Genomic DNA, 12,746 nt, shown 5'->3' with positions numbered 1-12,746 from the left:
GTGCCTTCACCTACACAATTAAACGCTAAGGAAAGCCAATGACATCCCCTCCCCTGTATCGCCGGGCGACTCCGGACGATCTCCTCGCCATTTGCGAACTGGGCCAACAACTCAACAGCCTCCACCACCGTGAACGACCGGACATCTATGCGCCGGCCACCGAGGACTTCGCACGGGACAGCGCTCACTGGCAGCCCTATCTCGACAGCGAGCATCAGGTGACCTTCCTCGCCGAGCAGGCTGGCAAAGCGATCGGGTTCATCACCGTGCAAGTCACTTCGTTCAACAGCCCGTTGATTCAGAATCAACAGGTGGGCCGGGTGGGCTCGGTCTGTGTTGACGACAATGCTCGTGGCCAAGGCGTTGGGCGTGCTTTGATGGAGCGCGCTCAAGCCTGGGCCGTCCAACAGGGCGCCTCGGATCTTCGACTCACCGTTTGGGCATTCAACGCTCCGGCACTGCGGCTGTATGAAGAACTGGGTTATGAGATGCGAGCGTTCGAAATGGGCAAGCGCCTGAACGAATCACATTTATGACCCTGCCTTCACCAACACCGCTTTCTCCTGATACCGATCCGGATACAGCTGCTTCAACTGCGCCACTTTCGGCATATCGTTGATCACGATGTACGGATAGGTCGGATGCTCGGTGAGGAAGTCCTGATGATAATCCTCCGCCGGGTAGAAGCCGTTGTAGGTTTCCAGTTTAGTGACGATGGGTTTGTTGAATGAATGCGCGGCGTCGAGTTGGGCGATATAGGCCTTGGCGACGCGTTGCTGTTCAGCGTTCTCCGGGAAAACTGCCGAGCGATACTGGGTGCCGCTATCAGGCCCCTGACGGTTGAGCTCCGTCGGGTTATGGGCCACCGAGAAGTAGATTTGCAGCAAGGTGCCATAGCTGACCTGAGTAGGGTCGAAGGTGACTTCGACCGATTCCGCATGACCGGTGTCGCCATCGCTGACCCGCTCGTATTGAGCGGTGTTGGCCGCGCCACCGGCATAACCGGAGACGGCTTTCTTCACGCCTTTGACGTGCTGGAACACGCCTTGCACACCCCAGAAGCAACCGCCGGCAAAGACTGCCGTTTCGCTGTGGGCCTGGGTGGTTTCATCGAGTGCGGGTGGCGCAATAACCACGGCGTCTTCAGAGGCACCGAAAGAGAACGCCGAGCATTGACCGATAACGCTGGTCGCAGCCAGGGCCAGCAAGGTACGGCGCCAGGTGAATAAGGTTTTCATGGGGCTGACTCCTTGGAAAATGAGATCGCTATCAACCGAACGTGAAGGCATACGCCGAGACGCCCGGATCGAGAAACTCGATGCTGAAGGTGCGGTCCGTGACATCGCCGGACTGACGCACCAGCTGATACAAGCGTTGTTCGGTCACACTGCCGCTGCCATCGGGCGCCACGTCAGTACCGTGAGCCTCACCCGGGGCCTTGCCGTCGATCAGCACTTTGAAGCGCACTGGCTTGCCATCTGATCCTGGCCCCAAGACCAGATGCAGATCCCGAGCATGGAAGCGGTAGACGATGCGACTGGCCGGCGCGCTTGCAGTGGCTCGCTCCGACCCGACATTCCATTGGCCGCCCAGGCTCCAGTTGTTGAGGGCCAGTTGGGCCGGCGGGTTGTACGTGGCGACCTTGTCCGCCGCGAGGCTCGCTTCAGGTACGAAATTCTCCGCCCGCTGATAGCCGACATAGGTTTCCGGGGACTTGACTTCGTTCATCTGCGGCGCGAGCTCAACCCCCTTGGCGCTGGCATTGATCAGCCCGTCCGCGACCTTCGTCGCCCCGGCTTCCTTGAGCAATTGCTGGATCACCCGCTCCGACTCGGCGTACTCGCCTTCGCCAAAGTGGTGATAACGAATGCGCCCCTGAGCGTCGGCAAAATAGTGCGCCGGCCAGTACTCGTTGTTGAACGCACGCCAGATCTTGAAATCGTTATCGATGGCCACCGGGTAGTTGATACCCAGGTCCTTCATGGCTTTGGTGACGTTGCCGACATTACGTTCGAAGGCAAACTCCGGCGCATGGACGCCAATCACCACCAGCCCCTGATCGCGGTACTTCTCGGCCCAGGCCTTCACATATGGCAGGGTGCGCAGGCAGTTGATGCAGGAGTAGGTCCAGAAATCCACCAGCACCACTTTGCCCTTCAACGCCTCGGCGGTGAGTGGTGGCGAGTTAAGCCATTGCACGGCGCCGTCCAGCGGTGGAAGGTTGCCTTCAACGGGTAACGTGCCGGGTGTTTTATCCGCCACTTGCATCACACCACCAGAGGTCGAAATCGGTTCACTGTTGCTCGGCGATTTACCGGCCAGTTTCCCGACCAATGCCTGTTCAATACCGCCGGTAGACGCGGTCGAAAACCGCGCCAGAATCCCGGTATCCAGCCCCAGAGCGATAGCCGCCACACCCGCCAGCATCAGCGCACCGAGCCCACGTCGTACCCACTCGCCAGCGCCGATGGAACGCTTCATCGCCGCAAAAACCTTACCGCCCAACAGCAGCGCCACGGCCAGGGACGTTGCCGCACCAGCGGCGTACGCCAGCAGCAACAACGTAGTGCCGATACTTGCCCCTTGCAGCGCGGCACCGGTCAGCACCAACCCCAAAATGGGTCCGGCACAAGGCGCCCAGAGCAGGCCCGTGGCGACACCGATCAGGAACGAAGCGCCGGGACGTGGCCGGGCATCTGCGCCCGCCACTTCCGACAACCGACTGCCCGCCGCCACCAGTGGCCGGGTCAAGCGGTCGGCCAGTTGTGGCAACAACAGCGTCAGCCCGAACAGCGCAACGAACACCAACGCGACCCAGCGACCGTACTGATTGAGTTGCACCACCCAACCACCACCCACTGCCGCCAGCGACGCGACGAGCGCGAAGGTCATGGCCATACCCGCCAGCAGCGGCAAGCCGCTTTTCATAAACGGCTGCCCGGTACGCGCGAAGACGAAGGGCAATACCGGCAGAATGCACGGGCTGACAATCGTCAGCACACCACCGAGATAAGAGAGAATCAAAAGCCACATAGTGTCGACCTGCATCAAGAGAGAGAAAGGAGTGCCCGTGGATCAAGTGGTCTGTGGCTTAAAGGTCATCGCCAGGCCATTCATGCAATAGCGTAGCCCCGTCGGTTTTGGCCCATCGTCGAAGACATGGCCCAGATGACCGCCACAACGCCGGCAGTGGACCTCTTCGCGCACCACGCCGAAGGAGCGGTCCTGACGCGTGGCCACGGCCTTGTCCAACGGTTTCCAGAAACTCGGCCAACCGGTGCGGCTGTCAAACTTGGTCTCGGATGAAAACACCGGCAGATCACACCCGGCGCAAGCGAATGTGCCAGCGCGGTGCTCATCGTTCAACGGACTGGTATAGGCCCGCTCGGTACCTTCTTCGCGCAGGATCTCGTACTGTTCGGCGCTGAGGATGGCGTGCCATTCGCTGTCGGTGTGCGTGACCTCGAAAGCCTCAGCCGCGCTGGCATCACTGACCAGCGCGGTGCTCGCCGCAAATTTTGGCAATACACCAATCACCAGGGCTGCAGCCCCCAGCCCACCGCTCGTTAAAAGAAATTGTCTGCGTGAAAACATGGCCGTCTCCAAAATTCCAGGTGCCTGTCATGGAACACAGCCTAGGCTTGGGTTGATCGCCAAATCCTCACGGGAAGTTAAACAATTCGTGATAACTCCCCCTGAGGAAAACCCGCACAATGTGCCCATTCGCTGCAAAGGATTGAGCTTCATGGAACAGACCAAACGCGTCCTGGTGGTCGAGGACGATTTGCACATCGCCGACCTTATCTGCCTGCATCTTCGCGATGAGCAGTTCGAGGTCGTGCATTGCGCCGACGGGGACGAAGGCATGCGCCTGTTGCAGCAAGGAAGCTGGGACGCGCTGATCCTCGACCTGATGCTGCCCGGCGTCGACGGCCTGGAAATCTGCCGCCGCGCCCGGGCCATGGCCCGCTATACGCCGATCATCATTACCAGTGCGCGCTCCAGCGAACTGCACCGCATCCTGGGCCTGGAGCTGGGCGCTGACGATTACCTGGCCAAACCGTTTTCCATGCTGGAGCTGGTGGCACGGGTCAAGGCACTGCTGCGACGGGTCGACGCCATGGCCCGCAACCTGAAGATGGACGCCGGCAGCCTGATCGTCGATGGCCTGTCCATCGACCCGATCACCCGCGAAGTGTCCCTCGACGGCCGGCGCCTGGACCTCACGCCACGGGAGTTCGACCTGCTTTACTTCTTCGCCCGCCAACCGGGCAAGGTGTTCTCGCGCATGGACCTGCTCAACGCCGTGTGGGGCTACAGCCACGAAGGCTATGAGCACACGGTCAACACCCACATCAATCGCCTGCGGGCCAAGATCGAAACCGACCCGGCACAACCGGTGCGCATCCTCACGGTGTGGGGACGTGGTTATAAATTCGCGGCACCCGAGGACCCGTCATGAGATTGACCCTGACACAGCGCCTGTCCCTGGTGTTCGCCGTGTTGCTGCTGGTGTGCTGCGGCACCTCGGCATGGATGCAGGTGCGCTCCAATCAGATGCATGAGTTGGAAGTGGTGCAGGGGTTGTCCCGGGACCTGGCCCAGCACATCGCCCACGACACCGTGCTGATGGACAGCAAAGGCCTGATGCCCAATGCCGTGCGCGATCTGTTCAGCCAACTGATGCTGGTCAACCCGAGCGTCGAGGTTTATCTGCTGAACAGTCAGGGACGGATTGTCGGCAGCGCCGCGCCTGAAGGACGGATACGCCGCGAGCAAGTCGATCTGCTGCCGATCCAGCGTTTGCTCAAGGGCGATGCGCTGCCGATTCTCGGTGACGACCCGCGCAGCATCGATGGCCGCAAGGTCTTCAGCGCTGCACCGTTGCAGGTCGACGGTAAACCGGCGGGCTATCTGTATGTGGTGTTGCTGAGTGAAGAACACGACCGCTTCGCCGAACGCGGTGCAACCAGCGCCGCGCTCAACACGGCCCTACTGTCCATCGGATTGGTGGCGCTGTTGTGCCTGATTGCCGGCCTTACAGCCTTTGCCCTGATTACCCGGCCCTTGCGGCGCCTGACCGAAACCGTCAGCCAGTTCGACATCGACGGCGTGCCGGTCACACCGTCCGCACCAGCATCGGTTGAAAAAGCTGCCAGCCACGATGAGATTGCCGTACTCGACGCCGCGTTCCGGCAGATGCAAACCCGCCTCAGTGAGCAATGGCGTTCGCTGACCCGGCAGGACCAGGAACGCCGCGAACTGGTGGCGAACATCTCCCACGACCTGCGCACGCCGCTGGCCTCGCTGCACGGCTATCTGGAAACCCTGTCGCTCAAGGATGCCACGCTGTCTCCCGCAGACCGCCGCCGTTATCTGGGCATCGCCCTCGATCAAAGCCGCAAGGTCGGTGGCCTGGCGCAATCGCTGCTGGAACTGGTACGACTGGAGCACGGTTTCGTGCAGCCGATACTGGAACGTTTCTCCATGACCGACCTGGTGCAGGACATCTTCCAGAAATTCGAACTCACCGCCGAAGCACGCCAAGTGGAACTCAAGGCGACCTTCGCCCCCAACATTTCAGCCGCTTGTGCTGACCTGGGGCTGATCGAACGGGTGCTGACCAACCTGTTCGACAATGCCCTGCGCCATACGCCTCAGGGCGGTGAAATCGAACTCAGCTTGCGGCCGCAAGGCTCTTTCGTTGAGGTGACCATCAGCGATACCGGCCCCGGCATCGCCGCCGAACTGCGTGAAGGGCTGTTCCTGCGGCCGTTCAATATTGGCGGCGCACGGCGCGATGGTGGGTTGGGGCTGCGGATCGTGCATCGGATCCTGCAACTGCATGGCCGCGATATCCAGTTGATCGATGTGCCTGGGCGTGGCGCAACCTTCCGCTTCACGTTGCCCGTGGACGAACAAACAGCCGAACAAGGGGTGGTTCGTTCGATGAATCTGAATTCGCCGGGGAAATAGTCGGGGCAGGCGCGATGACAGTCGTAAGTCGCAATGACATCCGTCAACTCCGTTGCGCTTGAAATCCCCCTGAATAAAAATGAGATCTTTTTCTGAACAACATGTAGGAAACTTCCTTAGTTTAAAAACCACACCACACACCCACTACTCACGCGTCGAAAATACGTTCAATATCCCGCGCTACTAAAACCGAAATACAACAACCTCACCATTCAGCCGGTCTTATCCGCCGCTGAAACCCAAGGTAGCCCAATGATATTCAGCTCTACAAAATTTATATTTTTGTATTTGCCTACTGTGTTCTGTTTTTATTTTATCCTTAACAAATACCGACTTATTGCAATTGGAAAACTGTGGCTCGTTGTTGCAAGCCTGCTGTTTTACGGATACTGGAGTGTCGCTTATCTTCCACTGCTAATAGGTTCCATCACGCTAAATTTTTTTATTGGCAAGCTTGTCTCGCCGGTAACACAAACCACTCATATTATCCTCAGCAAACAAACAACTCTTATAATCGGCATCACCATCAACCTGATGCTGCTTGCTTACTTCAAATACGCGAATTTCTTTATAGATAATCTCAACACCGTCGCCGGAACGACGCTCCACTTCCAGCAACTTATATTGCCACTGGGAATAAGTTTCTACACCTTCACCCAAATAGCCTTTCTGGTAGACAGTTATCGTAGCCAAGCCAAGGAATACGACTTCATCAATTACGCTTTATTCGTTACCTTCTTCCCTCACCTGATCGCCGGCCCCATTCTTCACCACAAGGAAATGATGAGCCAGTTCCAGTCTCGTTGGACGCTCGCAATCCGCTACAAAAATGTCCTGATGGGACTTTTTATTTTCAGTATCGGTCTTTTCAAAAAAATCATGATTGCAGATACATTTGCCATATGGGCAGATGCTGGATTTGCCAATGGCGCTCCTCAGGATTTTTTCAGCGCCTGGACAACCAGCCTGTCGTATACCTTTCAGTTGTATTTTGACTTCAGCGGGTATTGCGATATGGCGATTGGTGCGGCCCTGTTGTTCAACATCTGGTTGCCCATCAATTTCAACTCCCCTTATAAATCGCTGAACATCCAGGATTTCTGGCGTCGCTGGCATATGACCCTGAGTCGTTACCTTCGGGATTATCTGTACGTGCCACTGGGTGGGAATCGCTGTTCACGAACCCGCCTGTATTTAAATCTGATGATCACTTTTACCCTGGGAGGCTTGTGGCACGGCGCCAGTTGGATGTTCGTCATCTGGGGCGTATTGCACGGCGGAGCGCTTGTAGTGCATAGAATATGGAGCCAACTGGGTATGCGTTTGCCCACCTGGATAGCCTGGCTTGTGACCTTTTTGTTCATCAACATTACATGGGTATTTTTCAGAGCGGACTCGCTGGAGGATGCGACTCGAATCTTGTACGGCATGATCGATATCGGCTCGATCAATAGCGTATCTGTCGACGATATACCCACGTCGAATCTTTCTTGGGGAGGACACTTCTCTGACCGTTTGATTGAAAATATGCCTCTTGGTCTGGCGGCCAACCTGATCCCCCTCATCATGATTGCTATCGCGTTTCTAATCATCGCCCAAAAGAACGCCATCGACCTTACGGTAAAATCCAGATTCGGCTGGCCAAAGTTTACAGGGATGCTGGCGCTATTTAGCACTGCACTGTATTCGACCATACAGAGCACCAGCACCGTATTCCTGTATTTCAATTTTTAATCGGCGCCCACCATGAAAAAAAAGCTCTGCCTATTCCTGATTGCACTAACACTGATATTACTTATTGTCCCAGCCATCAACCTATACAACGTTTTCACTACACCGCACACCGGAAAATGGTGGAAACGCAAAGTACTGTACAACATGGACTTCACACTTCCGGCGTTCGGAAAACTTCTCTATCCACTGGGCGTGTCCGTTGACCCAGCGCGAGCAATCATCGGAAAAGAAGGGTGGTTATATCTGGGAGATGCTTATGCCGATTCGATAACAGTGAAACGCCTGGGGATAAAAGCCGAAGATACAGACATCGCCGAGCGCCTGGCCAAATCGGCTGAGTCCTGGGATACATGGTTCAAGCATCAAGGTGTAGACGCGTTTCGAATCATTCTGGGGCCGGACAAGGACTCTATTTATCCAGAGTACTTACCGGACTGGTCAAAGCATGCTCCCACTTCTTTAACCGACGCTTTAACGAATCGAGTCCAGTCAGACATTTACATAAATCCCGCAAGAAAATTACGCCAGGAAAAAGACAGCTACCCGCACCCGCTGTATTACAGGACAGATACACACTGGAATAATCTCGGCGCGTGGGTGGCTTTTCATGAGTTTTCAAAAAATCTGGCAACCGCTCAACCCGACCTCAAATGGCCGCAGAAACCTGAAGGGGCATTCTCAACCACAGCGGAACGTCTTGGCGGAGACCTGGCAAACTTTCTGCGAATTCAAACTTCGCTGTCAGATCAAGAAGTCATACTGGACCTCCCCGACTACGCCATGCCCCTCGAGCACTATGACTTCGAATCCGGCAATGTTGTCTTTACGGGGCAGAATGGACCGGTGGAAGCGCCGATGACGCCGCTGCTGATGAGGTCGACACAGGCGCTGAATTCTAAAAAAGTGTTATGGCTCCGCGACTCATTCGGCGCCGCCATGGCGCCGTTCATGGCAGCCACCTTCAGTGACACGCTTCAGGTGCACTATTTGGCTCTAAAGCCTGGCGCGCTGGCAGAGTTGGTCGAACGCTACCAACCCGACTACGTTTTTATTACGGTCGTCGAGCGGGACTCCCGCGGTGTTTTTTTCCAGACGCTTGCCCCGCTGCCTGACGAATCCACACCGTAATGCGACAGGGTACCGTTGCGCTCCTGGACCAGATTATTTCCCCCGCTCACCGGTTCACTCGTGACAACGTCGCCTCGGTCCAATAGATTAGGCCCCCTGAAAAGGCCTAGCGCTTTCTCGCCTCAACTCAAGTTAAAAGAAGTAGTGAAATTTCAATGTCCGATTCCAACACCGCTGAATCCGTAGTCACCTTGTCGTCCAAAGCGGAATACGAAAACTCCATCAATCTTTCACAGCATGTGCCACAGGCCAAGACCATCAGTGAGATGGTGCTGGACGCTTTCCAGTCCACTCGCGAAAGCGACCAGATCCGCGAACTGCGCACCGCGATTCGCCAGGCTCACGACAGCTTCGATGACGATAAAGCCTACGAACTGATGGGCGAACTCAAGCAACTCAAGGATGCCGAGGCTTCCGACATTGCAGCCCTGGAAGACCTGAGCAGCAAATTCCCGATCAGCCGCATTCTGTCCAGTTTCAAGGACGACCCGGCGTTTCAGGAAATCGTCTACGGCTTGGCACTGACGGTGCTGAACCAGACGCATCAAGCCATCAGCAACCCGAGCAGCGGCAAGAGCAAGACCGCTCGGGCCAAGAAAGAAGTCGAAGTGTTCACCATCAGCAAGGATGGCGTGAACGTCACCCTGCCGCTGCGCACCCCGCGCTCGCGCCTGAACGTTGACCGTGAGGCCCTGGAATTCCTCGGTTTTACCTTTGTTGGCGAAGGTGAGGAAGCGGAACTGGAAAGCGAAACCTTCCTGGACAATGCCGGGACCGAACAAGCGGTGAACCGCAAAAACATCATCACTGCGCTGCAGCAGCAAACCGCGTTTGATGGTTACAGCATCGCCGCGCAGTAATACGATTCAGCATTGCTGCAAAAACCAAAAGCCTCGTACTGAAACTCAGTGCGGGGCTTTTTGTTGCCTGGAACTTCACGTTGCAGGGCGCAACGCAGCGATCATATCCAGCTGAACTGCCGCGTTGTTCGGCAGTTGATACACCCCAATCGTCGTGCGTGTATGTTTGCCGGCATCACCCAGCACATGGCTGAACACATCCGACGCACCATTGGCCACTTCACTCAGATCAACAAAGTCCGCCGTGGACTTTACATAGACCGTGACGCGCAGCAGCGACTTGATTTTGTCCAGCGAGCCGATGGCATCGACAATCAACGCCAGACCGCGCATCGCACAAATGCTGGCGGCGGTTTGAGCATCGGCCAGGGTCAGCTCAAGACCGACTCTGCCGGGGTACTGAACCTTGCCATGCACACGCGGCACCAGACCGCTGAGATACAGTTCATGGTCATGCCGAACCAGCGGCGCGTAATGCCAGTCGGCGATGCTCTCACCGTAAATGTCATAACCGAGTTCCAATGCCAGGGCGATGTAGCGCTCATCGCAAGTCATGTGTTCAGTCATTTCCCTGCCCCAACCTGTTTATCAATCCATCAACAACCCCTACTTTCAAAAGATTAGACCAAGGCCACTCTCCACCACGCAATTGAATGAAAAAGCCCCGAATAACCGGGGCTTTTTAGTCCGTGATTTCATCTACAACGCCGATGGATGCAACGCCGCGATCAAATCCACTTCGATGGGGGCGTTTTTCGGCAGTTGATAAACACCGACGGTCGTTCGGGTATGTTTACCGGCGTCGCCCAGCACATGAGTGAAGACATCCGACGCGCCGTTCGCCACTTCACTGAGATCAACGAAATCAAAGGTTGATTTCACAAAGACCGTTACGCGAAGCAATGACTTGATGCTATCCAGCGAACCGACGGCACCCATGATCAGAGCCAGTGCGCGGATTGCACTGATGCTGGCGGCCGCTTGCGCATCCGCCAGGTTGAGTTCCAGCCCCACTCGCCCGGGGTACTGAATTTTTCCGTTCATGCGTGGCACCAGACCACTGACATACAGTTCATCGTCATGCCTGATCAGCGGGGCGTAATGGCCGCCGACGGCGTTCTCGTCGTAGATGTCGAAACCGAGCTCTTTGGCCAGCTCGATGAAGCGTTCGTCGCGGGTGGTGGGCTTGATCATTTACGGAACCTTCTTAATCAATCATGCAAAACGCGCCGTTGATGGTAGGCACAGACGCTTGTCTTGATCAGAGCAAGTTCGTATAGAATCCAGCGAACTTTACTGCCAGGGAGACCAGTAAAATGCAGGCTCAACGCGCGGTGATCGCCGCCATCGAGTTTCAGGCGGGCGTGCCGCTGGTGCAGCAGATCGTCGATCAATTGTCCGTTGCCATCAGTCAGGGCGGCCTGCCCCACGGCACCAAGCTGCCGCCGATCCGCGAGCTCTCCGAGTTGCTGAACGTGGGTAAGTCGACAGTCGTCGATGCCCTGGACCGCTTACGCGCCAAGGGTTTGGTGGTTTCCCGCCAGGGTTCGGGGCATTACGTGCACCGCTCCAACACCACGATTGCGACGGCCCCCGGGCCGGACCTGCAACCCCAAGACACCCTCAGCGTGATCCGCCGCGCCGTGCTGCTGGACAACGGTGCCCTGCGCCCCGGCTGCGGATTCTTGCCGTCCTCCTGGCTGCCCGCCGAAGAATTGCTCAAAGCCGTGCGCGGCACCCTGCGCACCACGGCTCTACGCATGGGCGAATATGGCGTCATCGGCGGTTATCTGCCGCTACGTCAGGCCTTGCGGGTCAAACTGTCGACCTTCGGCATCGACGTGCCGATAGAACAGATCATCACCACCGCCAACACCATGCAAGCCATCGACCTGCTGATGCGCCTGCTGATCAAACCCGGCGACACGGTGCTGCTCGACGACCCCTGCTACTTCAACCTGCACACCAACCTCGCCCTGCATGGCGCCAAGGTCATCACCATCGCCCGGGATTGCGACGGCATGGACCTGGAAGCCTTTGAACAACTGCTGATCGCCCACAAACCCGTTCTGTACATGACCAACAGCACGCTGCATAACCCGACCGGGCACTCGTTCTCCCCGGCCCAGGTGTATCGGTTGCTGGAGTTGAGTCATCGCTATGGCTTGCACATTGTCGAAGATGATTTGTATGGCGACCTTCAACAGCGTCGTACCCCGCGTCTGGCGGCGAGCGGGTTGGAGAATGTGAGTTATGTGTCCGGGTTCTCCAAGACACTGACGGCCAACAGCAGGGTCAGTTATGCGGTGCTGTCGCCGCAACTGGCTGCACGGTTGATCACCTTGAAGATAAGTTGTGGCGGTGTGACCTCGGAATTCGCCGAGCAGATCATCTGCACGATGCTCAGCAACGGCAGCTATGCCAAGCATGCACGGCGCACGGTGGATCGGCTGTATGAGTCGAGCAGCCGGGTGGCGCGATGGTTGGTCGAGGCGGGTTGTTCAGTGTCGTCACTGCCCGGTGAAGGCCTATTTATCTGGACGCGTTTGCCGCCAGGGCTGCATGCCGAAACGTTGGCTCGCAAAGGTCTGGAAAGCGACCTCGTCCTCGCACCCGGCACCTTGCTCAGCAAAGCCCCGGATGCCAGCCAATTCCTGCGATTCAACGTGGCGCACAGCGATCATCCACAGGTGCGAGAGCGATTCTTCCGGTTGCTCGACACACCCAAAAAATAACCGACCACTGCACGCTTAACTGCCTGACACAAATCCTGTGGCAAACGAGCTTCCTGTGGCGAGGGGGCTTGCCCCCGTTGGAGTGCGAAGCACTCCCCTGCATTTCATCAGCCACACCGCATTAGCAGGTTTTACGACTGCTGCGCAGCCGAACGGGGTGGCGCGGCATTCCGACAAGCTCCCTCGCCACAGGGGTTCAGCGTCGATCACAAGAAGTAGCCGCAACGCCAATCCAATGTGGGAGTGAGCCTGCTCGCGAAAGCGGCAACTCGGTCCACCAAAAGAAACCCAATAAAAAACCCCGCTCCATCTC

The 12,746-nt window shown here is 57.0% G+C and carries 12 protein-coding genes; 7 read left to right on the top strand and 5 right to left on the bottom strand.

The features are described 5' to 3' along the window. Positions 1-38 precede the first annotated feature (38 nt). On the top strand, positions 39-536 hold the full coding sequence (locus AC1MEW_RS09070) for a GNAT family N-acetyltransferase (RefSeq protein ID WP_201256288.1): 498 nt from the start codon (positions 39-41) through the stop codon (positions 534-536). Here AC1MEW_RS09070 and msrA read toward each other — a convergent pair. Genes msrA through msrB form a run of 3 tightly spaced genes read right to left on the bottom strand, consistent with a single transcriptional unit; the run spans position 531 to position 3,594 of the window. Beyond that, positions 531-1,238, bottom strand: coding sequence for a peptide-methionine (S)-S-oxide reductase MsrA (gene msrA / locus AC1MEW_RS09065; RefSeq protein ID WP_201256287.1), 708 nt, complete (start codon positions 1,236-1,238; stop codon positions 531-533). The two genes, AC1MEW_RS09070 and msrA, sit on opposite strands and share 6 nt — an antisense overlap. A 31-nt stretch (positions 1,239-1,269) precedes the next feature. Then, positions 1,270-3,033, bottom strand: a complete 1,764-nt coding sequence (locus AC1MEW_RS09060) for a cytochrome c biogenesis protein DipZ (protein ID WP_480426124.1) — start codon at positions 3,031-3,033, stop codon at positions 1,270-1,272. Positions 3,034-3,075: 42 nt separating this feature from the next. Beyond that, a complete protein-coding gene (msrB, locus tag AC1MEW_RS09055) occupies positions 3,076-3,594 on the bottom strand; it encodes a peptide-methionine (R)-S-oxide reductase MsrB (protein ID WP_201206497.1) in 519 nt (172 codons plus the stop codon). A gap of 151 nt (positions 3,595-3,745) precedes the next feature. Here msrB and AC1MEW_RS09050 point away from each other — a divergent pair, with 151 nt between their 5' ends. The 5 genes from AC1MEW_RS09050 (at position 3,746) to AC1MEW_RS09030 (ending at position 9,698) form a co-directional block, all read left to right on the top strand. Next, the gene (locus AC1MEW_RS09050; RefSeq protein WP_480426122.1) at positions 3,746-4,462 is read left to right on the top strand and encodes a response regulator transcription factor; all 717 of its coding nucleotides are present in this window, start codon (positions 3,746-3,748) and stop codon (positions 4,460-4,462) included. Beyond that, complete coding sequence (locus AC1MEW_RS09045; protein ID WP_480426120.1) at positions 4,459-5,976, top strand: sensor histidine kinase; 1,518 nt, start codon at positions 4,459-4,461, stop codon at positions 5,974-5,976. Before AC1MEW_RS09050 ends, AC1MEW_RS09045 begins: the two co-directional genes overlap by 4 nt. A gap of 252 nt (positions 5,977-6,228) precedes the next feature. Continuing rightward, the gene (locus AC1MEW_RS09040; RefSeq protein WP_480426118.1) at positions 6,229-7,710 is read left to right on the top strand and encodes an MBOAT family O-acyltransferase; all 1,482 of its coding nucleotides are present in this window, start codon (positions 6,229-6,231) and stop codon (positions 7,708-7,710) included. Positions 7,711-7,722: 12 nt separating this feature from the next. Then, complete coding sequence (locus tag AC1MEW_RS09035) at positions 7,723-8,838, top strand: alginate O-acetyltransferase AlgX-related protein (RefSeq protein WP_480426116.1); 1,116 nt, start codon at positions 7,723-7,725, stop codon at positions 8,836-8,838. A gap of 155 nt (positions 8,839-8,993) precedes the next feature. Continuing rightward, positions 8,994-9,698 (top strand): hypothetical protein, encoded by a 705-nt coding sequence (locus AC1MEW_RS09030; RefSeq protein ID WP_322269595.1) that lies wholly within the window; start codon positions 8,994-8,996, stop codon positions 9,696-9,698. 75 nt (positions 9,699-9,773) lie between these two features. On the opposite strand, the gene AC1MEW_RS09025 is transcribed toward AC1MEW_RS09030, so the two are convergent. Both AC1MEW_RS09025 and AC1MEW_RS09020 read right to left on the bottom strand, forming a co-directional pair. Next, positions 9,774-10,265 (bottom strand): RidA family protein, encoded by a 492-nt coding sequence (locus tag AC1MEW_RS09025; protein ID WP_201256283.1) that lies wholly within the window; start codon positions 10,263-10,265, stop codon positions 9,774-9,776. 132 nt (positions 10,266-10,397) lie between these two features. Next, complete coding sequence (locus AC1MEW_RS09020) at positions 10,398-10,892, bottom strand: RidA family protein (protein ID WP_201256282.1); 495 nt, start codon at positions 10,890-10,892, stop codon at positions 10,398-10,400. 122 nt (positions 10,893-11,014) lie between these two features. Here AC1MEW_RS09020 and AC1MEW_RS09015 point away from each other — a divergent pair, with 122 nt between their 5' ends. Beyond that, entirely contained in the window at positions 11,015-12,433 is a 1,419-nt protein-coding gene (locus AC1MEW_RS09015) for an aminotransferase-like domain-containing protein (protein ID WP_480426112.1), read from the top strand. Positions 12,434-12,746 lie beyond the last annotated feature (313 nt).

The sequence above is a fragment of the Pseudomonas sp. ASL4 genome, from assembly GCF_056680395.1.
This window is presented reverse-complemented; position numbering and strand designations above follow the sequence as displayed.